The sequence below is a fragment of the Mesorhizobium sp. L2C084A000 genome (assembly GCF_000502875.1).
Taxonomy (GTDB): Bacteria; Pseudomonadota; Alphaproteobacteria; order Rhizobiales; family Rhizobiaceae; genus Mesorhizobium.
Window position 1 is genome coordinate 18,095 of record NZ_AYWX01000010.1, and the last position, 23,458, is coordinate 41,552.

The 23,458-nt window shown below is 62.7% G+C and carries 23 protein-coding genes; 10 read left to right on the forward strand and 13 right to left on the reverse strand.

What is annotated here, in order from left to right; translation table 11 throughout:
• Positions 1 to 37: 37 nt before the first annotated feature.
• On the reverse strand, positions 38 to 1,648 hold the full coding sequence (locus X735_RS145325; RefSeq protein ID WP_023812438.1) for an ABC transporter substrate-binding protein: 1,611 nt from the start codon (positions 1,646 to 1,648) through the stop codon (positions 38 to 40).
• 370 nt (positions 1,649 to 2,018) lie between these two features.
• On the opposite strand from X735_RS145325, the gene X735_RS0134555 reads away from it, so the two are divergent.
• Positions 2,019 to 3,320: a Xaa-Pro peptidase family protein gene (locus X735_RS0134555; protein WP_023812440.1), complete on the forward strand. Its 1,302-nt coding sequence runs from the start codon at positions 2,019 to 2,021 to the stop codon at positions 3,318 to 3,320.
• A 199-nt stretch (positions 3,321 to 3,519) separates the two neighbouring features.
• Here the strand turns inward: X735_RS0134555 and X735_RS145320 are convergent, their stop codons facing one another.
• From X735_RS145320 to X735_RS145310, 3 genes are read right to left on the reverse strand one after another with little or no spacing between them, the layout of a single operon-like run.
• On the reverse strand, positions 3,520 to 3,936 hold the full coding sequence (locus X735_RS145320) for a cupin domain-containing protein (RefSeq protein WP_023812441.1): 417 nt from the start codon (positions 3,934 to 3,936) through the stop codon (positions 3,520 to 3,522).
• Between the two features lie 5 nt (positions 3,937 to 3,941).
• On the reverse strand, positions 3,942 to 4,805 hold the full coding sequence (locus tag X735_RS145315; protein WP_023812442.1) for a phosphoenolpyruvate hydrolase family protein: 864 nt from the start codon (positions 4,803 to 4,805) through the stop codon (positions 3,942 to 3,944).
• Between the two features lie 13 nt (positions 4,806 to 4,818).
• Complete coding sequence (locus X735_RS145310; RefSeq protein WP_023812443.1) at positions 4,819 to 6,015, reverse strand: Tm-1-like ATP-binding domain-containing protein; 1,197 nt, start codon at positions 6,013 to 6,015, stop codon at positions 4,819 to 4,821.
• A 112-nt stretch (positions 6,016 to 6,127) separates the two neighbouring features.
• On the opposite strand from X735_RS145310, the gene X735_RS145305 reads away from it, so the two are divergent.
• The 7 genes from X735_RS145305 (at position 6,128) to X735_RS145275 (ending at position 12,858) form a co-directional block, all read left to right on the forward strand.
• Positions 6,128 to 6,823, forward strand: a complete 696-nt coding sequence (locus tag X735_RS145305; protein WP_023812444.1) for a TetR/AcrR family transcriptional regulator — start codon at positions 6,128 to 6,130, stop codon at positions 6,821 to 6,823.
• Between the two features lie 360 nt (positions 6,824 to 7,183).
• Positions 7,184 to 8,500 carry an extracellular solute-binding protein gene (locus X735_RS145300; RefSeq protein WP_023812445.1) on the forward strand — a complete coding sequence of 439 codons (1,317 nt, stop codon included), beginning with the start codon at positions 7,184 to 7,186 and terminating at the stop codon, positions 8,498 to 8,500.
• Positions 8,501 to 8,570: 70 nt separating this feature from the next.
• Positions 8,571 to 9,476 carry a sugar ABC transporter permease gene (locus tag X735_RS145295; protein ID WP_023812446.1) on the forward strand — a complete coding sequence of 302 codons (906 nt, stop codon included), beginning with the start codon at positions 8,571 to 8,573 and terminating at the stop codon, positions 9,474 to 9,476.
• Between the two features lies 1 nt (position 9,477).
• Positions 9,478 to 10,437 (forward strand): carbohydrate ABC transporter permease, encoded by a 960-nt coding sequence (locus X735_RS145290; protein WP_023812447.1) that lies wholly within the window; start codon positions 9,478 to 9,480, stop codon positions 10,435 to 10,437.
• Complete coding sequence (locus X735_RS145285) at positions 10,434 to 10,655, forward strand: hypothetical protein (protein WP_023812448.1); 222 nt, start codon at positions 10,434 to 10,436, stop codon at positions 10,653 to 10,655. Before X735_RS145290 ends, X735_RS145285 begins: the two co-directional genes overlap by 4 nt.
• Positions 10,652 to 11,755 carry an ABC transporter ATP-binding protein gene (locus X735_RS145280; protein ID WP_023812449.1) on the forward strand — a complete coding sequence of 368 codons (1,104 nt, stop codon included), beginning with the start codon at positions 10,652 to 10,654 and terminating at the stop codon, positions 11,753 to 11,755. Before X735_RS145285 ends, X735_RS145280 begins: the two co-directional genes overlap by 4 nt.
• The gene (locus X735_RS145275; RefSeq protein WP_023812450.1) at positions 11,755 to 12,858 is read left to right on the forward strand and encodes an ABC transporter ATP-binding protein; all 1,104 of its coding nucleotides are present in this window, start codon (positions 11,755 to 11,757) and stop codon (positions 12,856 to 12,858) included. Before X735_RS145280 ends, X735_RS145275 begins: the two co-directional genes overlap by 1 nt.
• Before the next feature lie 13 nt (positions 12,859 to 12,871).
• On the opposite strand, the gene X735_RS145270 is transcribed toward X735_RS145275, so the two are convergent.
• The 3 genes from X735_RS145270 to X735_RS145260 all read right to left on the reverse strand — a co-directional run bounded on the left by X735_RS145270 (position 12,872) and on the right by X735_RS145260 (position 15,728).
• Complete coding sequence (locus tag X735_RS145270) at positions 12,872 to 13,303, reverse strand: DUF4437 domain-containing protein (RefSeq protein ID WP_023812451.1); 432 nt, start codon at positions 13,301 to 13,303, stop codon at positions 12,872 to 12,874.
• 171 nt (positions 13,304 to 13,474) lie between these two features.
• Positions 13,475 to 14,446, reverse strand: a complete 972-nt coding sequence (locus X735_RS145265) for an AraC family transcriptional regulator (RefSeq protein ID WP_023812452.1) — start codon at positions 14,444 to 14,446, stop codon at positions 13,475 to 13,477.
• Positions 14,447 to 14,744: 298 nt separating this feature from the next.
• Entirely contained in the window at positions 14,745 to 15,728 is a 984-nt protein-coding gene (locus X735_RS145260) for an AraC family transcriptional regulator (protein WP_023812453.1), read from the reverse strand.
• Positions 15,729 to 15,820: 92 nt separating this feature from the next.
• Between X735_RS145260 and X735_RS145255 the strand changes: the two genes are divergently transcribed.
• Positions 15,821 to 17,035 (forward strand): MFS transporter, encoded by a 1,215-nt coding sequence (locus X735_RS145255; RefSeq protein ID WP_023812454.1) that lies wholly within the window; start codon positions 15,821 to 15,823, stop codon positions 17,033 to 17,035.
• Positions 17,036 to 17,131: 96 nt separating this feature from the next.
• Here X735_RS145255 and X735_RS145250 read toward each other — a convergent pair whose 3' ends face one another.
• Positions 17,132 to 17,479, reverse strand: coding sequence for a GFA family protein (locus X735_RS145250; protein WP_023812455.1), 348 nt, complete (start codon positions 17,477 to 17,479; stop codon positions 17,132 to 17,134).
• 106 nt (positions 17,480 to 17,585) lie between these two features.
• Here X735_RS145250 and X735_RS145245 point away from each other — a divergent pair, with 106 nt between their 5' ends.
• Positions 17,586 to 18,881 carry an amidase gene (locus X735_RS145245; RefSeq protein WP_023812456.1) on the forward strand — a complete coding sequence of 432 codons (1,296 nt, stop codon included), beginning with the start codon at positions 17,586 to 17,588 and terminating at the stop codon, positions 18,879 to 18,881.
• An 18-nt stretch (positions 18,882 to 18,899) separates the two neighbouring features.
• Here X735_RS145245 and X735_RS145240 read toward each other — a convergent pair whose 3' ends face one another.
• From X735_RS145240 to X735_RS145220, 5 genes are all read right to left on the reverse strand, one after another.
• Positions 18,900 to 19,232: a hypothetical protein gene (locus tag X735_RS145240; RefSeq protein WP_245273257.1), complete on the reverse strand. Its 333-nt coding sequence runs from the start codon at positions 19,230 to 19,232 to the stop codon at positions 18,900 to 18,902.
• A gap of 96 nt (positions 19,233 to 19,328) precedes the next feature.
• Positions 19,329 to 20,309, reverse strand: a complete 981-nt coding sequence (locus X735_RS145235; RefSeq protein WP_023812458.1) for a hydroxyacid dehydrogenase — start codon at positions 20,307 to 20,309, stop codon at positions 19,329 to 19,331.
• Between the two features lie 5 nt (positions 20,310 to 20,314).
• Complete coding sequence (locus tag X735_RS145230) at positions 20,315 to 21,031, reverse strand: FadR/GntR family transcriptional regulator (protein WP_023812459.1); 717 nt, start codon at positions 21,029 to 21,031, stop codon at positions 20,315 to 20,317.
• Between the two features lie 2 nt (positions 21,032 to 21,033).
• Complete coding sequence (locus X735_RS145225; protein WP_023812460.1) at positions 21,034 to 22,203, reverse strand: mandelate racemase/muconate lactonizing enzyme family protein; 1,170 nt, start codon at positions 22,201 to 22,203, stop codon at positions 21,034 to 21,036.
• A gap of 60 nt (positions 22,204 to 22,263) precedes the next feature.
• Positions 22,264 to 23,151 carry a sugar phosphate isomerase/epimerase gene (locus tag X735_RS145220; RefSeq protein WP_023812461.1) on the reverse strand — a complete coding sequence of 296 codons (888 nt, stop codon included), beginning with the start codon at positions 23,149 to 23,151 and terminating at the stop codon, positions 22,264 to 22,266.
• Positions 23,152 to 23,458: the final 307 nt, after the last annotated feature.

Below are 23,458 nucleotides of genomic sequence, written 5' to 3' on the forward strand. Positions count from 1 at the left end.
TCCCCTTTTCTCGCAAACTCTCATCCGCGCAATTCTGTCACGATTCCAAATACGTGTCCGCCCAGTTCGACACCGCCCAGCGCGGGTTGTTGGCGATGTTGCCGACAGTGTCGCGCGCGACGCTGATAAAACTCCATTCGGCGACGTTGATCAGCGGCAGGTCGGTGGCCACCTCCTTCTGGAATTCCTTGTAGAGGTCGGTGCGGGCTGATGCGTCGAGCGTCTCCGATGCCTTGGCGATGAGCGCGTCGAGCGCGTCGTTCTTGTAGCCGCCCTGGTTGGAGAACGGCACGCCGTCCGGAATGCCGCTCTGCACCAGGATGGTGGTGGAAATCGCCGGGTCGCCGCGGAACACCGGCGGGCCGACGGCGAGGTCGAAGGCGTGATCGGTGTAGACCGCCTTGATATGCGCGGCCGAGTCGTTATTGACGAGCTCTGCGTCGATGCCGATGGCGGCGAGCGCCTGGCGCAGATAGTCGCCGAACTGCTTGGTCTCGTTGAAATAGGGCGCAGGCAGCAGTTTTAGCGTGAAGCGCTTGCCGTCCGGACCTTTCTTGTAGCCGGCCTCGTCGAGCAGCGCGTTGGCCTTGGCGACGTCGAAGGCATAGGTCGGCACATCGGCGGTGTAGAATTGCGGATCGTTCTTCGGCACCGGACCGGTGGCCGTGGCGGCATAGCCGAGGAACACCGTCTTGATGACGAAATCCTTGTCGATGGCATGCGCGATCGCCTGGCGTACTTTCAGGTCGGCCAGTTCCTTGCGGCGATGGTTGATCTCGACGACAAGCTGATAGGTCAGCCCTTCGTAACCCTTGGAGATCACCTTCAGGCCCGGCACTTTCGAGATGCGGTCGAGGTCGGCCAGCGGCACGGCGGAAAAGGCTGCGAGCTGGATCTCCTCGGCCTCCAGCGCGCTCGCCGCTGACGTGCGATCCGGCAGCACCTGATAGATGATCTCGTCGAGATAGGGCTCGTGCTTGCCCCAGTAATCCGTGTTCTTCGTCAGCCGGTAATATTGGCCGGCCTTGTACTCGCCGAATTTGAACGGCCCGGTACCGATCGGCGCGTTGTTGGCCGGGTTGTCCTCGATCTTGCCGACCTCGTAGATGTGCTTCGGCACCACGCTGCTCAGCGCCGGCAGCGCGTTGCGGATCAGCTGGAACGGCGTCGGCTTGGCGAATTTGAAGATGGCGGTGAGATCGTCGGGCGTGTCGACGCTGGCCAGATCCTTGAACACAGTGCGGCCGAGATTCTGCAGCGGCTTCCAGATCTGCAGCGCCGAAAAGGCGACGTCGGCCGAAGTGAACGGCTTGCCGTCATGCCATTTGACGCCGTCGCGCAGTTTGAACGTCGCCGAGAGCCCGTCGGCGGCACCTTCCCAGCTCAGCGCCAGCCGTGGTGCAAGCCCGTCCTTGCCGTCGAAGGAGGCTTCGGCCAGCGTTTCGACGATCTTGCTGGAGATGAAGAACACACCGTTGGAGGCGACAATCGCCGGGTTGAGGTTGCGCGGTTCGGAATCGGCGGCAAGCACCAGCCGCCCGCCCTTCTTTGGCGTCTGCGCCCAGCCCGGTGCCGGCATTGCGGTGGAGGCCAGCAGCATTGCCGAACCGGCAAGCATCGTGCGTCTGGAAATCGTGAAACCTGACATGATCGAACTCCGTCCTCTCCGCGACCCGGTCGGGTGCGCCAATACCCCTCGGACGCCGGCAAGCCCGCCAGCATCCCTTGCGGCGGCGATTATGAGCCTTGCCGAGGGTTTCGCCAGAGACGGAATTGGCGCATCCTCGCTTGGCTTTGAAATTTTCGTCCGCTGGACCAGTTTGGAGGGCGTGGCTCATTTGATCATTCTGGTAGGACCAGATTGATTGAATATGCGACGAATGACAACAAAGAGACATAGAGAGACGACATTTCATCTCTTTCTGGCTGGACCAGAACGGGCAAAATGGTGCAGATTTGACCACTGCCAAGGGATCGGGAGCGGAACAGCGGCGATCCGGCTATTCAGGGAGAGAGAGATGAACATTGCTCCGGGCAAGAATGCGGTCGGCAATATCCCGTTCGACCAGGCAAGGGTCGACCGGCTGATGGAGGACGCCGGCATCGATGTGCTGCTCGCCACCTCCAAGCACAACACGCAATACCTGCTGGGCGGCTACAAGTTCATCTTCTTCGCCGCCATGGATGCGATCGGCCACAGCCGGTATCTGCCGATCGTCGTGTACGAAAAGGGCGGGCCGGACCATGCCGCCTATATCGGCAACCGCATGGAAGGCGGCGAACATCAGAACAACCCGTTCTGGACGCCGACGCTGCACGCCGCCTGCTGGGGCCTGGCTCGACCGGCTGNGGACCATGCCGCCTATATCGGCAACCGCATGGAAGGCGGCGAACATCAGAACAACCCGTTCTGGACGCCGACGCTGCACGCCGCCTGCTGGGGCACGCTCGACGCCGCCAACCTTGCGGTCGAGCATCTGCAGAAGATCGGCAAGGCCGGCGCCCGCATCGGCATCGAGCCTGGCTTCCTGCCGTCGGACGCCTATACGCTGATCCGCAAGGCGTTGCCGGATGCCAGGCTGATCGACGCGACCGACATGCTGGAGCGCATGCGCGCCATCAAGACCGATGCGGAACTGGAGAAGCTGCGCACGGCCTCCGAACTGATCACCGATTCCATGCTGGCGACCATTGCCTGGGCGCGCGAAGGCACGACCAAGGGCGAGATGATCGAACAACTGCGGCGCGAGGAAACCAATCGCGGCATTCATTTCGAATATTGCCTGCTGACGCTGGGCTCCAGCCACAACCGCGCCGCTTCACCGCAGGCGTGGAAAAAAGGCGAGGTGCTGTCAATCGATTCCGGCGGCAATTATCACGGCTATATCGGCGACCTCTGCCGCATGGGCATCCTCGGCGAACCGGATGCCGAACTTAGAGATTTGCTGGCCGAGGTCGAGACGGTGCAGCAGGCGGCCTTCTCCAAGGTCAAAGCGGGCACGCTGGGCGGCGACATGATTTCGCATGCCGAGGGCGTGCTGAAGGCTTCGAAGGTCGCGCCCTACACGGATTTCTTCGCCCATGGCATGGGCCTGATCACACATGAGGCGCCGTTCCTGATGACCAACCACCCGGTGACCTATGAAGGCACCTATGCGGCCAAGCCGCTGGAAAGGAACATGGTGCTGTCGGTGGAGACAACCATGCTCCACCCGACGCGCGGCTTCATCAAGCTGGAGGACACGCTGGCGGTCACCGACACCGGCTATGTGATGTTCGGTGATCGTGGCAGGGGATGGAACAGGGGTGGTGCGGCCTAGCTGGTACTGAAGGGCGCTGCCCCCTCACCCGGATTGCCATCCGAATTGGCGAAGAGCAATTCGGGGCAATCCGACCTCTCCCCGAGGGGAGAGGAGGGAGCCGGCGATGATGCTCGTCTCTTCTCCCCTCAGGGAGAAGGTGGTCGCGAAGCGGCCGGATGAAGGGGGCCTCCCAGCAAACGCGGGAACGGAGGAAAGATCACTGCCCCGCCGGAAGCAGCCTGAAGTCCGGTAATTCCCGCAAAACCAGTTCGGGCCCTGTCGGCGAATAGACGACGAAAAGCTGCATCGGCCCGTCGCCGGTGTTCAGCGTCGAATGAAAGCGGCTTTCCGGCACATAGATGGTGCAGCCGGGGCCGACTTTTGCGACCACCGGATTGCCCTTTTCGTCCTCAACCATCTGCTCGCCATGACCGGAGATGACGAAGATGATTTCCTCGGCGCCCGGATGATTGTGGCGCGTGTGACCCTTGCCGGAAGGCAGGTCCACCACACCGCCGGAAAAGCGGGTCGCGCCATTCACTTCGGGCGCCACCGTCAGCGCCAATTTTCCCCAGTCGAAGCCGAGGGCGCTGACGTCCTTCGGGTAGACAAACATTTTGCTCTTGTCGGTCATCTCTCTCATCCCTTCTTTTTCTTCGTGGTCTCCTGGCCACCAAGCGTCACCGATTTGAAATCAGCGGTCTGTCTGGCGATCGCAGCTTCCGCCGGCAGCCGTTCCATCGAGCTGGCGCCATAGAAGCCGTGCAGACCCTTGGCCTGGGAGAGGATGTAACGGGCGTCGTCGGGCATCGAAATCGGGCCGCCATGGCAAAGCAGGATGACATCCTTGCGCACCGAGCGCGCGGCATTGGCGATGGCGTCGATCTCCTGAACGCAGTCGTCGAGCGACTTGGCTGACGTGGCGCCGATCGAGCCGCCTGTCGTCACACCCATATGGGCGACGACGATGTCGGCGCCGGCTTTTGTCATGGCGCGGGCTTCGTCGGGGTTGAAGACATAGGGCGTGGTCAAGAGATCGAGCTTGTGCGCCGAGGCGATCATGTCGACCTCGAGGCCGAAGCCCATGCCGGTTTCCTCGAAGCTTTGCCGCATGCTTCCGTCGAACAGACCGATGGTGGGAAAGTTCTGCACGCCGGAAAAGCCCATGGTCTTCAGCTCGGCCAACAGCAGCGGCATGATGACGAACGGGTCGGTGCCGTTGACGCCGGCAAGCACAGGCGTGTGTCTGACCACCGGCAGCACCTCATAGGCCATTTCCTTGACGATCTCGTTGGCATTGCCATAGGCGAGCAGGCCGGCGGCCGAGCCGCGCCCGGCCATGCGGTAGCGGCCGGAATTGTAGATGATGATGAGGTCGATGCCGCCGGCTTCCTCGGCTTTCGCCGACAGGCCGGTGCCGGCGCCGCCACCGACGATCGGCACGCCCTTGTCGATCATTCCCCTGAATTTCTTCAATATGTCCTTGCGCGGTATGGCGGGCATTTTTTGAGATCTCTCACTGTCTGGCGATGTCGAGGAAGGCTGATGTTGCAGCCTTTGCGAATTCGGGATCGTTGATGTGCAGCGGCAGGCGCGTCACGCGGCGCTTGCTGTTGGGCTTGATGGTGCGCTCGATGGCATCGAACAGAACGGCGTCGGCTTCCGGGTCGAAGAAGGCGCCGCCTTCGATGTCGAGCGCCGAGACGCCTTTTTCCGGAATGAGAAAATGCACCGGCCCCCCGCAGCGGGCGAGCCTGGTGCCGATCCACTCGCCGATCGCGCGGCATTCGTCCGCCGTGGTGCGCATCAGCGTGACATTGGGATTGTGTTCGTAGAACAGCCGATCGCGATAGTGCTCCGGAATGGTCGAAGGGGCCCAGAAGTTCACCACGTCGAGCGCGCCGACGGAGCCGACAAAGGGCAGCCCCGTACGAACTATGGCGCCGAAACGATCGTCAGTCGCCGGCAGCACGCCGCCGAACAGCAGATCGCAGACTTCGGTCGTGGTGATGTCGACGATACCGGACAGCAAGCCGCTGTCGGCCAGCTTTTCCATGCTGCGGCCGCCGGTGCCGGTGGCGTGGAAGACCATGCAGTCATATCTGGAACGGAGCTGGTCGGCGATGGCGGTCACGCAAGGCGTTGTGACGCCGAACATGGTGAGGCCGATCGATGGTTTGCCGTCGGGTGGCGGCGCCGGCTTGGTTGCCATGCCTACGATCGCCTGGGCGGCATTGTGCAGCACGACACGGGAGATCCGGTTCAGTCCGGCCATGTCGGTCACCGCCGGCATCATGATGATGTCGGAGACATCGACATAGGGAGCGGTATCGCCGGAGGCGAGCGTCGAGACCATGATCTTGGGCAAGCCGAGCGGCAGGGCGCGCATGCCCGATGTGACGATCGATGTGCCGCCACCGCCGCCGATGCCGATCATGGCTGCGATGTCGTTGCGCGATTGGGCAAAGCGGGCGAAGGCGATGCCCATCGCGGCGACCGCGGCGCCACGGTCATTGCCGCCGAGCACGGCGTCACGGCCGCCGGGATGATGGTCGGCGATTTCCCTCGCGCCGATATCGACGGGGATGGTTGCGTCGCGCGTTCCGACATCGACACGGCAAACGATGGCGCCCGCAGCAGTGATCGCATCGGCCAGGAAGGCGAGCTCCTCGCCCTTCGTGTCCGCGGTACCCACCACATAAATACGCTTCATTTGCGCTCCCCCGATCCTGGCAGGCGCGATGCCGCCCCCATTGCTCATTGCCCGGGCCACTCGACGATGCGGACACCATTGCAAATTTTTGAGACGCGCGTATCGTATTGGCATGAATGTCTCACGTCAACAATCCGCTGCGAGCGACGACGCTGAACGGGCAACCGGCCCGGTGCCCGAACGTGGTCCGCGCGCGCGGACCAAACGGCTGATGCTGGAGACGGCAACAAGGCTGATGCAGGCGGGCGTCACGCCCTCGGTCAGCGAGGTCGCCGAGGCGGCCGAGGTTTCCCGTGCCACCGCCTATCGTTACTTCCCGAGCCAGTCGGCACTGGTGCAGGCCGTCGTCGACAAGGGGCTGGGGCCAATCCTCACCTGGCAATCGACCTCCGCCGATGCCGAGCGCCGGGTCGCGGAGCTGTTCGATACGGCCATGCCGCGCATCGAGGCCTTCGAGGCCACGTTCAAGGCAGCACTGAAGCTGTCGCTCGATCAATGGGCGCGGCGTCAGGCCGGCACGCTGGGCGGCGAGCCCGCCTTTACGCGCGGCCACCGCATCGACTTGCTGAAAGATGCGATCGCGCCGCTCGAGGGCCGTTTGCCGCCGCGCGACTTCAAGCGGCTGGCGCAGGCGCTGTCGCTGATCTTCGGCGTCGAGGTGCTGATTGTGCTCAAGGATATCTGGGGACTGGACAGCCGCCGGACGAGGGCGGTCGCACAGTGGGCAGCCGGGGCGCTGGTGCGTGCGGCAGTCGCGGAATCGGTCGATGAAGGAGGCAGCCCCGATCCGAAGGCAGTCATGAAATAGAGCCTATCTGGTTCGACCAGATTGGCATGCACGCTACTGATCTTAGCCGTTGAGTGGGGTGTCGGACAATACCCAATCATATCACTGAGTAGGAAAATCTTGGTAAAACAGGCAGATAAAGCCGGAATCCGATGGCAATGACCACGTCAAGCTGTCAAGAAAGGGCTTGACGTGCATGCAAAATTGGTAATACCAGATTGGATCAGAAAAGCGGATCGAAAGTGAGGGCTGCGATCCATTTTCCGGCAGGGGCGAGGAGGCTCGAAACCGGGAAGGTGCGATCACGGGAGGAACTACCAGGGCCGGCCCCGTTGCCGGCTCGCACGATAAGGTAGAACGCGCACAAGGGAGGAAATCATTATGCGCAAGTTAGTGACCAGCGCACTTGCTGGTATCGGCTTAACGCTTGCCTGCGGAACGTCCGTTTACGCGCAGGACAAAGAACTCACCATATTCTGGGCGGAATGGGATCCGGCGAACTATTTGCAGGAACTCGTCAACCTCTACGAGGCCGAGACCGGCGTGAAGGTCACGGTCGAAACCACACCTTGGTCCGACTTCCAGACCAAGGCATTCACCGAGTTCAACGCCAAGGGCAGCGCCTACGACATGGTGGTCGGCGACTCGCAGTGGATCGGTGCCGCATCCGAGGCGGGCCACTATGTCGACCTTACCGACTTCTTCAACAAGCATAATTTGAAGGAGGTGATGGCGCCGGCGACTGTCAAGTACTACGCCGAATATCCGTCGGCCTCCGGCAAGTACTGGTCGATCCCGGCCGAGGGTGACGCAGTCGGCTGGTCCTACCGTAAGGACTGGTTCGAGGACCCCAAGGAAATGGAAGCGTTCAAGGCCAAGTATGGCTACGATCTCGGCGTGCCGAAGGATTTCAAGGCGCTGCGCGACATTGCCGAATTCTTCCACCGTCCCGACCAGAAGCGCTACGGCGTCGCCATCTACACCGACAATTCATATGATGCCCTGGTTATGGGCGTCGAGAACGCCATCTTCTCCTACGGCGGCGAACTTGGCGACTATGCCACTTACAAGGTCGACGGGATCATCAACTCCGATCAGAACGTCAAGGCGCTCGAGGTCTACAAGGAACTCTATTCCTTCACACCTCCTGGTTGGGCCAAGAGCTTCTTCATCGAGGACAACCAGGCGATCACCGAGAATCTGGCTGCGATGAGCATGAACTACTTCGCCTTCTTCCCGGCGCTCATCAACGAAGCCTCGAACCCGAATGCCAAGAACACAGGCTTCTTCGCCAACCCGGCCGGCCCGAACGGCGACCAGTTCGCCGCGCTCGGCGGCCAGGGCATCTCCGTCATCTCCTATTCCAACAACAAGGAAGAGGCGATGAAGTTCCTGGAATGGTTCATCAAAGACGAGACGCAGAAGAAGTGGGCGGAACTCGGCGGTTACACGGCAAGTGCCAAGGTGCTCGAGTCGCCTGAATTCCAGAACGCCACGCCTTACAACAAGGCTTTCTACGAAACCATGTTCAAGGTGAAGGACTTCTGGGCGACGCCGGAATATGCCGAGCTGCTCATCGCGATGAACCAACGCGTCTATCCGTACATCACCGGCAATCAGGGCACGGCCAAGGAAGTGCTCGATTCGCTCGCCGCGGACTGGAACGCGACGTTCAAGAAGTACAACCGCGTGAAGTAAGCGGTACTAACGCTCGGAAGGGGTGGGAGCCCACCCCTTCCGTTTTCTTTTCTCAAGGAAGGAACTGGCCTTGGCCACTGCAGTCATGACCACGCTGGATCCCAACTCGCGCTCCGCCACCCGCGGCATGAGCGATCTCACGATCCGAAATCTCTTCATCATTCCGACGATCGTTTTCCTGATCGTCTTCAACATCTTTCCACTGCTCTATTCGCTCGGCTATTCGTTCACCGACTTTCGCGCGTCGAGCCCGGCGGCGGCCAATTTCGTCGGACTGCAGAATTACCGCGAACTGCTCAACGACCCGTTCATCTGGTCGAATTTCGCCATCACCGCCAAATATGTCATCGTCTCCGTGGTCGGTCAGGTCATCGTCGGCTTTGGCGTGGCGTTGCTGCTCAACCGCGATATCCCGCTGAAGGGCCTGCTGACGACACTGCTGTTGTTGCCGATGATGCTGTCGATGGCCGTCGTCGGTCTGTTCTGGAAACTGCTCTATGATCCGTCATGGGGTGTCATCAACTATGCACTCGGCCTCGGCAATTTCGAGTGGCTGTCCAACCCTGACATGGCGCTCTACGCGGTTGCCATCACCGACATCTGGATGTGGTCGCCCTTCGTCATGCTGCTGTCGCTTGCCGGCCTGTCGGCAGTGCCGAAGCACCTCTACGAGGCGGCGGCGATCGACCGCGCCGGCTCGTTCTATACCTTCTTTCGCATTACGCTGCCGCTGGTCGCGCCGATTCTGATGATCGCGATCATCTTCCGCACCATGGAGGCGTTCAAGACCTTCGATCTCGCCTACATCCTGACGAGCCAGCCAACCACCGAGGTGATCTCGATCCGGCTCTACAAGATGGCGTTCCAGGAATGGCAGACCGGGCGCTCCTGCGCGCTTGCCTACATCGTGCTGATCATGGTGCTGGCTATCACCAACATCTACGTCAAATACCTCAACAAGGTGAAGGAGCGCTGAGATGGCCGCCGTCCGCACTTCTTCCGAAATCGGCTTCAATCGCGTCGCCATCGTCGCTGTGCTGCTGGTGACGATCATCTTCCTGGCGCCGATCTACTGGATCGCCTCGACGGCGTTCAAGCCGCGCAACCTCGCCACCACGATCCCGCCGACGGTGGTGTTCCAGCCGGAGATATCGCCCTTCGTCAAGCTGTTCACCAAGCGCTCGCAACTGCGCAGCGCGCCGACGCCGGAAGAGTATGCGGCAGCGCCCTGGTGGGAGCGCGTCGTCTTCGACGGCGGTGAAAAGATCGTGCGCGACGGCAAGGGCCAGGTTCAATGGTCCGGCTATCCGAGTCGCTTCATGAACTCGCTGATCATCGCCATCACCTCCACGGTGCTGGCGGTCGGCATGGGCACCTTCACCGCCTATGGCTTTTCGCGCTTCAAGGTGAAGGGGGAGGCTGACCTGCTCTTCTTCATCCTGTCGACACGCATGCTCCCGCCGGTGGTGGTGGCGATCCCGATGTTCCTGATGTACCGGGCGGTCGGCCTCAACGACACGCATGTGGGCCTGATCATCCTCTACACCGCCTTCAACCTGTCCTTCTCCGTGTGGCTGATGAAGGGTTTCATGGATGAGATACCGAAAGAGTATGAAGAGGCGGCCCTGGTCGACGGTTACACGCGCATGGAGGCCTTCTTCAAGATCGTGCTGCCCGAGGCGGCCACCGGCATCGCCGCCACCGCGGTGTTCTGCTTCATCACCGCGTGGAACGAATATGCCTTCGCACTGATCATGACCAACCGCCGCGCCCAGACCGCACCGCCCTTCATCCCGAGCCAGGTCGGCTCGGGCCTGCCGGACTGGACGGTGATCGCCTCCGGAACCTTCCTGTTCCTGCTGCCGGTCGCCATCTTCACCTTCCTGCTCCGCAACCATCTGCTGCGCGGCATGTCCTTCGGAGCGATTCGCAAATGAGCTTTCGTGCCATCAACCAGAAATATCTGGAGCCCAGTTCGCAGGTGCTGATGGTGCTCGGCATCATAGCACTCTGCCAGCCCTGGAACCTGTTGTTGCACACATATGGCCTGACCATCATCCTGATCGGACTTGTCGGCTTCAACGTAACCTCCAAGATCGCGCCTGAGGAAAAGGCCGGCACCGGCCAGGTGCGCAATCCGGGAGCACAGCATTGACCCAGATCGAGCTTCGCGGCGTCCAGAAATTCTTCGGCGCCGTCCAGGTCATCAAGGACCTGAACCTCAAGATCGCCGACAACGAGTTCATCGTGCTGCTCGGCCAGTCGGGCTGCGGCAAGACGACAACGCTGCGCGCCATCGCCGGGCTGGAAACCATCGACGAGGGCGACATCTTCATCGACGGCAAGCCGGTGCAGCATTTGAAGGCCGCCGACCGCGACATCGCCATGGTGTTCCAGTCGTTCTCGCTCTATCCGCATATGAGCGTCTACGAGAACATAGCCTTCCCCTTGCGTGCCACGCGCAAGAGCAAGACGGAAATCGACAGCGAGGTTCGCTCCGTCGCCAAGACGCTGCAGATCACCGATCTGCTGGACAAGAAGCCGTCGGCGCTGTCGGGTGGCGACATGCAGCGCGTCGCCATTGGCCGGGCGCTGGTGCGGCGGCCGAAGGCCATGCTGATGGACGAGCCGATCGGCGCGCTCGACGCCAAGCTGCGCGAGGAGATGCGCGCGGAAATCAAGCGGCTGCACATCAAGCAGGGCTCGACCACCATCTATGTCACGCACGACCAGATCGAGGCGATGAGCCTGGCCGACCGCATCGTCATCATGCACGCAGGCGTCCTGCAGCAGGTCGGCACGCCCGACGAGGTCTATTCGCAGCCGGCAAATCTGTTCGTGGCGCAATTCGTCGGCAGCCCGGTGATGAATGTCACCGATGCCGCGGTCGCCGAGACCGGATCCGCGGTCTCGGTAACGGTCGGCGGCGCGGCTTCCGGCTTCGAATTTCCGCAGGCATTGCTGTCGAAGCTCAACGGCCATGCCGGGCGGCAGCTCGCGCTGGGCATCCGCCCGGAGGGCGTGCTCATTCGGCGCGAGGCGACCGAGGGCTTCGTGCCTGTCGACACGCATATCGTCGAGCCGCTCGGCTCCTTCGACATCGTCGATCTCAAGGTCGGAACCGAGTTGCTGCGGGCCCGCACCAAGAGCGGCTTCGTTGCCGGACCCGGTGAAAGGGTCTTCGCCAGGATCGACCCGACCCAGGCGCACTTCTTCGACAAGGCAAGCGGCAAGTCGCTTGAGGTGAGACTCTGATGGCCCATATCCAGCTCAAGAACATCTCGAAGACCTTCGGCAACCACACTGCGCTCACCGGGCTCGATCTCGACATTGCCGATGGCGAGTTCTTCGTGCTGCTGGGCGAGACGGGCGCCGGCAAGACGACGACGCTGCGGCTTATCGCCGGCCTGGAAAAGCCGAGCGAAGGCCAGGTCTTCATCGACGGCGTCGACGTCGCCGACTGGGGTGCGGCCGAGCGCGACGTGGCGCTGGTGCTGCAGCAATACTCGCTCTATCCGCGCTACACCGTGCGCGAAAATCTCGAGTTTCCGCTGAAGCCGAAAATCCGCCGGCTGCCCGACGCCGAGATCAAGGATCGCGTCGACCGTGCCGCCCGTACGCTGCGGATCGAGCATCTGCTCGACCGCAAGACGGATCGGCTGTCCGGCGGCGAGATGCAGCGCGTCTCGATCGGCCGGGCCATCGTGCGCAAGCCGCGCGTGTTCCTGATGGACGAGCCGCTGTCGGCGCTCGACGCAAAACTGCGCGAGGCGCTGCGGACTGAACTGAAGAACCTGCAGATGCAGCTCGGCGCCACCTTCCTGTTCGTCACCCACGACCAGATCGAGGCGATGTCGATGGGCGACAAGGTCGGCGTGCTCAACCATGGCCGCATCGTCCAGACCGGTACGCCGCACGAGATCTACAACAATCCTCGCGACACCTATGTGGCGAGCTTCGTCGGTTCGCCGCCGATGAACCTCATCGACGGCAAGCTCGTGAACGGCCGCGCGGTGATGGCGCCGTTGAATTTCGAACTGCCATTTTCAGGGGGAGCCAAAACTTTTGGGGGGCTAAAGGCGGGTGCGGCGACCGACGGTCGCCCACTCGTCTTCGGCATTCGTCCCGAGGACGTCTATCTCGAGAGCGGCGCGCCGGTCGAGGCGCGTGTCCACGACGTCGAGAACCACGGCGTCGAAAAGATCCTGACGCTGCGCGTCGGCGACGCGACGCTGCGTGCCACCGTGCCGGCCAGGACTGACGTCGCCATCGAGCAGGCGGTGCGCTTTGCCTGGAACCCCGACAAGGTGGTGCTGTTCGACAAGGGCAGCGGCGTCAGCTTGCGACACGCCTCATAGGCTGCATCCGAGCCTATTTCTGGAAGTAGGTTTCGTAGGGTGTGTCGTTGATTAGCAGGATCACGCATTCCGTGTCGGAGACGCAGGCGTCGTCATGCATCTCATCGGCCTTCTGGGTCCAATAGGATCCAGGAGGCAGTTCGACCTTGGTCGCCTCGCCGCCATCCATCTGCCAGTGCGCCCACAGCCCCTTTATGACCACCGCGCGATAATCCGCGGTGTGCGCATGGACCGGTGCACGCCAGTTGCCGGGAACCTTCAGCAACGTTCCTGCCGGGCCCTTGGCCCGCTCGCCCCACAATAGGCCAAGACGATGCGGCTGGTCGGGTACTTCCGCCACATAGGGGATCTTGTCGGCCGGCAGGTAGCTGTCCTCGAGGGCAAAGGCGCGCCCGGGAACCGCAAGCATGACGGCGAGTGCGATGACCTTCGGATAATTTGGCATTGGTTCTCCTCTTCGGACCGACTGGACGCCGGCCTCTCGCTGCTTGGTTCTGGCAAGCTATTACATGCGGGTGGCCCGGCAATGGCATTGCGTCCGGAAGGCTTGGCAATTCATCCAGACCCGGCAATTCATCCAGACCCGGCAATCCACGGCCGCGGATCCGGGATCGCCTCAGCGGTTTTCGGAGGTGCCGTCGACAGTGCGCAGGTGGCTGGGCGCGATGCCTATGATGCGCTTGAACGCCCGGCTGAACGATGCTTCGGAATCGTAACCCAGTCTGGCGGCGACCACTGAAACCCGCATCCGATCGTCGATCAGCCATTGCCGCGCCTGGTGCATGCGCATCCGGGCGACATATCTCGCCGGTGTTTCGCCAACGATGGCCGTGAAGCGTTCGGCGAAGGCCGATCGCGAGGCGCCCATTTCGCGCGCCAGCGCTTCGACAGTCCAGTTCCTGTCGGGCTGCAGATGAATGGCGGCAAGTACGCGGCCGATGTCGCGATCCTTGATCGCCGCGGTCCAGCCTCTGGTGTCGCCGCCACTGTTTTCTACCCAGGAACGGATGATGCTTGCAGCCAGCACGTCGGCCAGTCGCGCCAGCATGCCGCCAGAGCCGGCCCGGTTCATGGTGATTTCGCCGGCCATAGCTTCCAGCAGATGCGGAATACCTGGCTCGCCAGCCATCAATTCCTTGGCGCGCATCATGTCCGGCATCATGCCCAGCAAGGGGTGCGACCCGTCCAGGTTGAAGTGCATGCTGCCGCAAAACAGCAAGGTTTTCGGGCCGTGGCCGCCGTTGGAGACATTGAAGACATTGTCCTGCAAAGGCTCGACAGTGTAGCTTTCGATCGGCACGGCCGGAATGCCAGGCGCGCTGGCAACGACATGCTCGGCACCGCGCGGCAAGAGCAATGCATCGCCGGGTGTCATCTCAATCCATTCCCCGGCTGGCGAAAACAGCCAGCATTGGCGGCGGCCGATAAAGTGAAACCTTGCTGCCTTCTGGGCAGGAAACAACACGGCCCATGGGTTTGAAAGTTCGCAGCGGCCATAGTCGACGCCATCAAGCCACAATCCGCGCAAGATGTCGGTTAGCGGACCGTCCGAGGCCGGCAGGCCAGTCTTGGGCGAGGTGAAAACCATGCGGATTTTTCTAGCCTGGAATCACCAGTCCGTCACGGCCTCCATGCGTCAGCTCAGGGGCAACAAACTCGGGCCAACGGGTTCCTCCGCCGGGGCGTCGGCTGACGTAGCATCAGACGCAAAACCCACCTGTGCGGCGGGTCACCGGCGCAAATCAGCACCATGGGCAAAAATGTAGCATAGCTGAGGTCACCGAGTCAAGAAAAAATTCCTATCGCGAAAAGCTGCCGGCAAAAAAACTGCCGGGACCGCCGAACTGGGTGCTGCCTTTGTCAAGCTGAGTTCGGAACCCTGTGCGTCAGCTGGCCTGGCGGATATCGGCCTGTTCCTCGGCCCGGAGATGGCTGGGCGCCGAGCCGATGACGCGCTTGAAGGCGCGGCTGAAGGCGGCGTCCGATTCATAGCCGAGACGCGCCGCAACGACGGAGATCTTAATCCGGTCGCGGACCAGCCATTGCCGTGCCTGATGCATTCTGACCTGGGTGACATATTTTGCCGGGGTTTCGCCGACGATGGTGGCGAAGCGATCGGCAAATCCCGATCGCGAGGCGCCCAGCATCCTGGCCAGCGACTCGACCGTCCAGTCATGGTTTGGCTCGAGATGGATGGCGGCCAGCACGCGGCCGATTTCCGGGTCCCTGACGGCGGCGATCCAGCCGGAGGCGTCGCCGCAGCCGCGCTCGACCCATGAACGGATGACGGTGGCGGCCAGTACGTCGGCCAGCCGCGCCAGGATGCCGCCGGAGCCGACGCGCTCCATCGTCACCTCACGCGCCATCGATTCCAGCAGATGCGGAATGCCGGGCTCATCGGCTTCCAACTCATGCGTGCGCATCACATCCGGCATCATGCCGAGCAGGGGATGCAGGCCATCGAGATTGAAGTACATGCTGCCGCAAAACAACAGGGTTCCCGGCCGGCAGCATTCCGACATGCCTTCGTTCGACATGCAGTAGACGTCCTTGCAGACCTCCTCGACTTCGTAGCCGTGGATCGGCCAGGCCTGGGCGCCGGGCTCGCTGGCCAGCACGTGCGCCGCACCGCGCGGCAGCAGCACCGCGTCGCCTGCCTTGAGTTCCACCCATTCGCCGGATGGCTGCTTCAGCCAGCAGCCTTTGCGGCCGATGAAATGAAACCGCGCCGCTGGCTGGGCTGGAAACTGAATGCCCCAGGGTTCCTTCAGTTCGAAGCGGCCGTATTCGACGCCATCGAGGCGCAAGCCGCGCAAAATGTCGGTGAGCGGGTCGCCAGTGATCGGAATTTTGGACGAATTGTCAAGCATGATGGGGTTTCTAGCATGGAAACTCCAGGTGGTCACTCCCTATGTTGCGTTGCAGCCAAATGCTGCGCTGCAAAACAACTCGGAGACTGACCATGGCCGAACAGGCGACAGGCGTCATCGACGCCACACTTTTGAACCCTGCGGACTCCGACGAACGAACCGAGCCGGCCTGGGGCGCCGTTGTTTCGCTGGCACTTGGTGTTTTTGGCCTCGTCACCGCTGAATTTCTCCCCGCCAGCCTGCTGACGCCGATGGCGCGCGATCTCGGCGTCAGCGAAGGCGTGGCCGGACAGGCGGTGACGGCAACCGCGATCGTCGGAGCCATTGCCGCACCCACCATGGCCATCATCACCAGGCGTATGGATCGCAGGCTGGTGATGTGGATGCTGACCGTATTCCTGATCCTGTCCAATCTTCTGGCCACCTTTGCCTCATCGCTGCCCGTGCTTCTGCTTGCCCGTGTCGTGCTCGGCGTAGCACTTGGCGGCTTCTGGGCGATGTCGGCAGCGATGGCGCTGCGGCTGGTGCCGATGCGATTGATGCCGCGCGCCATGTCGATCATCCTGACCGGCGTCTCGCTGGCGACCGTCTGCGCGGCGCCGGTCGGCGCTTACGTTGGTGACATCTGGGGCTGGCGCACGGCATTCATGATTGCGACCGTCGTCGCCGCCCTGGCGCTGCTGGTGCAGCTGGCCACCATTCCGAAATTGCCCCCCGTGGGTGTTGCAAGCTTCCGCACCTTGCTCGACGTGCTGAAGCGTCCGTCGATCAGGGTGGCGCTGCTGGTCGTGCTGCTGGTCGCTTCTGGACACTTTGCCGGCTTCACCTATGTCCGTCCCTTCCTCGAGAAGGTCCCCGTGCTCGACATCGAGACGATCTCGCTGGTGCTGCTGGCCTATGGCATTGGCGGTTTCTTCGGCAATGTCGCCGGCGGTATCCTGGCCGAGCGCAGCCTCAAGGCAGCCGTTGCGCTGGCGCCGTTGCTGATCGCACTGGCCGCCGCCTCGATGCTGGGTTTCGGGGCTTCGCCGACGATCGCCGCTGCCGCCGTCGCGGTCTGGGGCTTTGCTTTCGGCGCGGTGCCGGTCGGGCTGCAGAGCTGGCTGGTGCGGGCAGCGCCCGATCAGGCAGAAAGCGCCGGCGGACTGATGGTGGCGACGTTCCAGGTGGCGATCGCGCTCGGCGCCGTCTTCGGCGGCCTGCTGGTCGACCATGCCGGCGTGGCCAGTGCCTTCGCCTATTGCGGCGCGGCGACACTGCTGGCGGCCATCGTGGTGTTCCTGCGCGGCCCGAAGTGCGCCAAGTAGCCTGGACGCGATCAGGCTTCCCTGACACTGCGCGTCGGCCTGAGAACTGTCACGGTTCTCGGGCCGCTGCCGTTGTGATGGCAGGGGCGAACAAACTCAGGCCGACCGCCCGTCGAAATCGAAAACCGACAGGGTCGAGGGGTCGAGATCGGCCACGCAGTTGATGTTGATGTAGGCACTGCGTTCGCTGCCTTCGCGGACATCCTCCGCAAAGGGATGGATGCCGCAGGCCCGGCAGAACCGGTGCGCGATGGCATGATTGCCGAATGTGTAGGTGCCGAGATCGTCGCCCCAGGCCAGGACCTGCAAGGTCCCGTGCGGGATGGCACACAACAGGGCGCCCTTGCGCGAGCAGATCGAGCAATTGCACCGCAAGGCGCCCGTCAGTTCGGCCTTGAATTCGAAGGCGACCTTGCCGCAGTGGCAGCTGCCTTTGTAGAGCATCGGATTTTCCTCGCATTAGACAGGGTGCAAAACCGCCTGCGCCGGGTTAAGTCTCGGCAACCCATGCCCCAAGGACGTTCAAGGCGTTCGGAGTCCGACACCGAAAATGCAATCCGTTCGTGATCATCTGGAAACCATTCTCGCGCGCCTCGCCGCCCGTGCCGGTGAAGAGCGCGTGTTCACGAAGCTCTATGCCGCAGCCGCGCGTGCCGCGGCCGATGCCAGCGATGCGCGCAGCCAAGCCGGGGTGACGCTTGGGCCGCTCGATGGCACCATCGTCTCGGTCAAGGATCTGTTCGATGTCGCCGGCGAGCCAACCACGGCCGGCTCGCTGATGCTTAGGACCGCAGCACCTCCGCTGGGCGATGCCGTGATCGTCAGCCGGCTGCGGCAAGCCGGCGCGGTCATTATCGGCAAGACCAACATGACCGAATTCGCCTTCACCGCGATCGGCGACAACCAGCACTATGGCACGCCCGGCAATGCCGTGGACGCCAGCCGCATTCCGGGCGGATCTTCCTCAGGCGCCGGCGTCTCGGTCGGTGAGGCGACGAGCGAAATATCGATCGGTTCCGACACCGGCGGTTCGATACGCATTCCGGCTTCACTCAACGGTGTCGTCGGCTTCAAGCCGACAGCGCGGCGCGTGCCGCTCGCCGGCGCGTTCCCGCTGTCCGCCACGCTGGACTCGATCGGTCCGCTTGCCCGAACCGTCGCCCAATGTGCCGCCGCCGACGCCGTGATGGCCGGTGAAGTGCCGACCGCGCTGACGCCGATTGCCCTTGCAGGGCTTCGCGTCGGCATTCCACGCGGCGTTCTTTTCGAAGAGACGGAAGACGAGGTGGCGACCGCGTTCGACCGCTGCCTTGGCAAGATCGAACAGACAGGCGCGCGGATCGCGGGCTTATCGATCGATGATCTGCTTGCCGATTTGCGGGCCGCCACCAAGCGTGGCTCAATCGCTGCCATGGAAGGGGCCGAAGTGCATGCCGACTGGCTGGCGGCTGGGGCTTCGGTGCCGGTCGACCCGCATGTCAGCGGACCTTTGTCGCGGGCAGCAATGCTGCCGACGCCTATCTACATCAGGGCAATGCGCCGTCGCACAGCACTCGTCGTTGCCATGGACGAGCGGCTGTCCTCGGTCGATGTGCTGGCTCTGCCGACCACACCGGTGACGGCGCCGACCATCGTCTCGATGTCTGACGATGCCGAGTTGCGTGACCGCACCGAAGGCCTGCTGCTGCGCAACACGCAGGTTGCCAACCAGTTCGATCTCTGCGCAATCTCGCTGCCGATGCCGGGCACTCCGCTGCCCGCCGGATTGATGCTGGTGGCGCGCAACGGGCATGACCGGCGCCTGCTGCGGATTGCGGCTGAAATAGAACAGCTGCTTGGCGCGTGACCAGGGCTGACCTGCCTATCAGCGCGACGAACAGTGCTTGCGTTCGCTGTCCTTGGCGGTGCGTACGATACGGGTCGCGACCAGCCAGGGCAGATTGTACTCCTTGCCGGTGATCGACTGGGTGCGTTGCTCGATCGAGCCCCTGACGACGATCTTGCCAGCATAAAGCGCGTCGGAAAGATCGGTTATCGCCTTGTCGGCTCGAGGCAATCCGCTGGGGTCGATCGACACGCCCTTGATGATCGTCCCGGTGGCAAGGTCGAGTGCGCTGTTGGATGGGCAGGGCGCCTTGAAGCAGCGCAGCCCGTTGTCACAATAGACATAGCTGCTTTCGGCCGCGAATGACGGCATAGCGCAGAGCGAAGATGCGGCAACAGTCAGACATTTGAGGCGAAGACCGAACATGGTGCTCAACGTCGCGGAGAATTGGGGCGAAACCGCGATGCTTTAGCTATCGGCCGGAAACCGCCGCCGGTAGTGATCGACCACTTCGGGATTGCGCAGATTGACCGGCAGTTTGCCCGCCAGCACCAGCAAGGCTTCACCCGCCGCGCCGACGCCCATGCGCATCATCGATTCTTCGGTGATCCCGGCCATGTGCGGCGTGATGATGACATTGTCGAAGCCGAAATAGGGATGGTTCGACGGCAGCGGCTGCGTGGCAAAAACGTCGAGCGCGGCACCGCCGATACGGCGTTTCTGCAACGCCTCGATCAGCGCGTCGTCGTCGATGACCGGTCCGCGCGACACGTTGATCAGCAGCGCCTGCGGCTTCATGCGGGCGATCCGCTCACGGTTGATCAGGCCGCGCGTTTCCGGGGTCAGCGGACAGCACAGCACGATGATGTCGCTCTGCTCGACCAGCGCGTCGATCGACAGGAAGCCGACCTTGTCCGGCGCCGGCTGCATGCTGCGCGTCGTTGCCACCACCTTCAAGTCGAAGCCGTGCGCGGCGATATGGCCGACCGCCTGGCCGACGGCACCAAGGCCGACGATGCCGATCGTCTTGCCGGCAAGCTCGCTGTTGGCATTGGCATGCTCGCGGCCGGCGAGCCAGCCTTTGGTGCGCAGGTCGCGGTCGACGACGCGGAAGTTGCGAAGCAAGGCAAGGGCCACGAACATGACGTGCTCGGCAACCGAGCGGGCATTGACCGCCGGCACGTTCGCCACCAGCACGCCGGCGGTGGTCGCTGCTTCCATGGGGATCATGTCGAGCCCGGCGCCATGACGGATTGCCGCCCGCAGCAGCTTTGCGCCGTCGAAAAGCTGTGGTGGCAGCGACGCGCGCACGATGACGATGTCGGCATTTTTAGCCTCGGCGGCCAGCGTGGCCGGATCGATGGCGGAGGCGACGACGAGTTCGCCGGCGCCTGAGAGCATGGCCGAGGCGCGCGGGTGCAGGGCGTGGGTCGTGAGGATACGGGCCATGTCGATCAGGCTCTTTCGAGCGCCGGGCTTTGCGGCTCCTCGCCATGGCCCTCGATCAGGCCTTTCCAGTAGCTCTCAGCCCCTTGAAGATGGGCGCTCATCAGCGCCTGGGCGAGATTGCCGTCGCGGCGCAGCAGCGCCTCATAGATCTGGATATGCTCGGCATGCGAGCGCAGGTTGCGCTCGGGGTCGTTGAAATAGATCGGCAGGCGCTGCTCGCCCATCATGTAGTAGACGCTGCAGACATTGTGGAAGACGCTGTTCTTGGTGGCGCGCACGATTTCGAGGTGGAATTCGCGGTCTTCCCTGGCAAGCCCTTCGCCGGCGGCGATGCGCTCTTCCGAAGCCTTCAGGATTTCGCGCAGCCGCTCGAAATTCTCCTCCGTGGCACGCGAACAGGCAAGTTCGGCCGCCTTGATCTCGTGGATCTTGCGCAGTTCGACCGTCTCGTAGATCTGGATCGGGTCGAGCGGCAGGCCTGCGCGGGCAAAAAGCGCCATGGCCTCCACACTGGCCTGCTTGGTGTCGATGTAGATACCGGACTTGGCCCGGCGCTCGACGATGCGCATGGCCTCCAGGATGGCCAGCGCCTCGCGGATCTGACCGCGGCTGACGGCGAAATGCTCCGCCAGTTCGCGTTCCGAAGGCGTTCGGCCGCTCTCCTTGTCCGAATGGGAGAACAGGTAGGCAGCGAGTTCTGCGAGGAGGTTCTTTTCTTTCATCGTCAACCGCGTTGCGCGTGCGCCTCCAGGAACCGCTCCGAAATGGTGAATCCCAGACCCGGTTTTTCCGGGATCGCTATCATACCGTCCCTGGCTTCGACAGTCTCTTCGACCAGATCATGGATCATCGGGTTGGCGCCAAGCGAATATTCGACGGTGAAACTCGACGGCGAGGCGGCGCAGACATGCAAGCCTGCGAAAAAACAGGGCGCGCCGGCCCACAAATGGGGTGCAAAGCGCAAATTGAAGGCGCTGGCGATGGTGCCGATCTTCATCGCCTCGCTGATGCCGCCGCAGAAAGCGGGATCAGGCTGGAAGATGTCGGCGGCTTTGAGCACGGCAAGGTCGCGGAAGGCATAGCGTGTCGCCTCGCTTTCGCCGGTGGCGATCGGGACGGCACCTGACGCCCGCACTTCAGCCATGCCGGGCTTGTCGTCAGCGATAATAGGTTCCTCGAACCAGGCGAGGTCCAAATCGTTGACAAGGTGGATGAAGCGCTTGGCCTCGGCCACCGTGTAGGTGCCGTGCGCGTCGACCATCAGTTCGACATCGGGGCCGAGCGCCTGCCGTGCGGCCCGCACGCGGGTGGCGGAAATGTGTGCCGCGCCATCCATGGCGCCAACGCGCATCTTCAGTGCCTTGAAACCGCCCTTGGCGATATAGGACTTCAACTGCTCGCCGATGGCGTCGGCGGCCGCCCAGCCGCCGGACGCATAGGCCGGCATGCGATCGAGCTTGCGGCCGCCGAGCAGCCGCCAGACCGGAACGCCAAGCGATTTGCCAAGAATGTCCCACAGCGCGATGTCGACGGCGCTGATGGCGGCGATGCTCATGCCGCGCCGCGCCAGTTGCGGCATGGCGTGGCCGCCACGCGCGGCGCTGTCGTGGCGCACGCCATTGTAGAGCATCTCCCATATGACGCCGATGTCGGCCGGATCGCGGCCGACCAGTTGCGGCCCGACCTCATGGTTCAGCATGTGGACGAGCGCACCGTAGCTGCCGGCACTGCCAGCGGCGTTCTTGCCTTCGCCCCAGCCGACCAGCCCGTCATCGGTCTCGATGCGCAGGATGGCGGCGTCGAAGGTCGTCACCTGACCGAAGTCGCTGCGGTGCTGCCGAGCGGCTTCGATCGGAACGCGGATCCACCAGGCTTGGACGGACTTGATGCGCATATTCTTCCCCAGCCCCGCCGCCGGTCAGGGCGGAAGGGCGAATTTCCCAGAGGCAGTCGGCTACTTGATCAGCGGCAGCAACGTCTCGGCGTTGATGCGCATCTGGTCGGTGTAGAATTTCTCGGTGAGCACGCTGGAGCCGTGGTCCTGGATGAACTTCAGCTGCTCGGGCGAGATGTCGACCGGATTGCGCTCGACCATGTCGGGATAGGGGGCTGCCGGCGTCCGGTCGACGGGCGCGACGAACTCATTGGTCAGCGCGCCATCGTAGCCGATCTCGCGCAAGGTGGCGACGATCTTCGGCCAGTCGATCTGGCCGAGGCCGGCGGCAAACCGGTTGTTGTCGGCGACATGGAAGTCGAACAGGCGCTTTCCGGCCTGCCGGATCGCGTCATAGACGTTAAATTCTTCCATGTGGATGTGATAGGCATCGAGGCAGACGCCGCATTCGGGGCTGACCGCGTCGGCCAGAGCGAGTGCCTGGGCGCCGCGATTGAACAGATAGGTCTCGAAGCGGTTGAGCGGCTCTACCGCGATCTTGACGCCGACCTTCTTGGCGTGGGTGAAGCATTCACGGGTGGCGTCGACGACCCACTTCCATTCCTCTTCTTCGGTCCCGTCAGGCACAACCTTGCCGACGGTCGCCGGAACCAGCGTGATGATCTCGCCATCGAGTTCGCTGACCATGGTCAGCACGTCCTTGACATATTGAACGGAACGCTCGCGCTGGCCCTGGTTCCTGGCGGCAAGGTTGCGCTCGCCCAGCATCAGGGTCACCGCGCCCCAGCAGCGAATACCATGCTCCTTCAGCAGCGCCCGGGTCTCCTTGGTCTTGTACTGCTCGGGCTCGCCGGAAATCTCGATCGACTCATAGCCGAATTTCTTGATGCGCTTGAGCGTCGTCTCCAAGGGTTCCGCGCGCATCCAGTTGTGCGTCGAAAGATGCATGGTCTGTCCTTCCCAAATCGTCTCTATGGTTCGCCTGCGACATGCATCGCCAAAAGGCGACACAAAGGTTCCTCCCCAAGGCGTTCCCAGCCTTTTCTCGCAAACTGGTTCGACCAATTGGGCCTGAAGCGAGGTCTACAGCAAATTCTCTAAATCGGCAAGAAGCGCTGGGATGCAACTTTCGCTGTGGATTATTTGCTTGATTATATTGAGATATATAGGCCTGCACCGGGTGATTTTGGGGTCTTGGTGGCGCATTGCATGGCTTGACCAAATTTCCACATTTGGTAATACCAGAATGGCGGTG

Excerpts from the sequence above, each read along its gene's own strand:
- X735_RS145240 (WP_245273257.1), bottom strand. The coding sequence starts at position 19,232 with ATGCCGTCATTCGCGGCCGAAAGCAGCTATGTCTATTGTGACAACGGG.
- X735_RS145255 (WP_023812454.1), top strand. The coding sequence starts at position 15,821 with ATGGCCGAACAGGCGACAGGCGTCATCGACGCCACACTTTTGAACCCT.
- X735_RS145250 (WP_023812455.1), bottom strand. The coding sequence starts at position 17,479 with ATGCTCTACAAAGGCAGCTGCCACTGCGGCAAGGTCGCCTTCGAATTC.
- X735_RS145230 (WP_023812459.1), bottom strand. The coding sequence starts at position 21,031 with ATGAAAGAAAAGAACCTCCTCGCAGAACTCGCTGCCTACCTGTTCTCC.
- X735_RS145220 (WP_023812461.1), bottom strand. The coding sequence starts at position 23,151 with ATGCATCTTTCGACGCACAACTGGATGCGCGCGGAACCCTTGGAGACG.
- X735_RS145235 (WP_023812458.1), bottom strand. The coding sequence starts at position 20,309 with ATGGCCCGTATCCTCACGACCCACGCCCTGCACCCGCGCGCCTCGGCC.
- X735_RS145300 (WP_023812445.1), top strand. The coding sequence starts at position 7,184 with ATGCGCAAGTTAGTGACCAGCGCACTTGCTGGTATCGGCTTAACGCTT.
- X735_RS145270 (WP_023812451.1), bottom strand. The coding sequence starts at position 13,303 with ATGCCAAATTATCCGAAGGTCATCGCACTCGCCGTCATGCTTGCGGTT.
- X735_RS145325 (WP_023812438.1), bottom strand. The coding sequence starts at position 1,648 with ATGTCAGGTTTCACGATTTCCAGACGCACGATGCTTGCCGGTTCGGCA.
- X735_RS145265 (WP_023812452.1), bottom strand. The coding sequence starts at position 14,446 with ATGGTTTTCACCTCGCCCAAGACTGGCCTGCCGGCCTCGGACGGTCCG.
- X735_RS145320 (WP_023812441.1), bottom strand. The coding sequence starts at position 3,936 with ATGACCGACAAGAGCAAAATGTTTGTCTACCCGAAGGACGTCAGCGCC.
- X735_RS145290 (WP_023812447.1), top strand. The coding sequence starts at position 9,478 with ATGGCCGCCGTCCGCACTTCTTCCGAAATCGGCTTCAATCGCGTCGCC.
- X735_RS145275 (WP_023812450.1), top strand. The coding sequence starts at position 11,755 with ATGGCCCATATCCAGCTCAAGAACATCTCGAAGACCTTCGGCAACCAC.
- X735_RS145305 (WP_023812444.1), top strand. The coding sequence starts at position 6,128 with ATGAATGTCTCACGTCAACAATCCGCTGCGAGCGACGACGCTGAACGG.
- X735_RS145315 (WP_023812442.1), bottom strand. The coding sequence starts at position 4,805 with ATGCCCGCCATACCGCGCAAGGACATATTGAAGAAATTCAGGGGAATG.
- X735_RS145310 (WP_023812443.1), bottom strand. The coding sequence starts at position 6,015 with ATGAAGCGTATTTATGTGGTGGGTACCGCGGACACGAAGGGCGAGGAG.
- X735_RS145285 (WP_023812448.1), top strand. The coding sequence starts at position 10,434 with ATGAGCTTTCGTGCCATCAACCAGAAATATCTGGAGCCCAGTTCGCAG.
- X735_RS145245 (WP_023812456.1), top strand. The coding sequence starts at position 17,586 with ATGCAATCCGTTCGTGATCATCTGGAAACCATTCTCGCGCGCCTCGCC.
- X735_RS145225 (WP_023812460.1), bottom strand. The coding sequence starts at position 22,203 with ATGCGCATCAAGTCCGTCCAAGCCTGGTGGATCCGCGTTCCGATCGAA.
- X735_RS145260 (WP_023812453.1), bottom strand. The coding sequence starts at position 15,728 with ATGCTTGACAATTCGTCCAAAATTCCGATCACTGGCGACCCGCTCACC.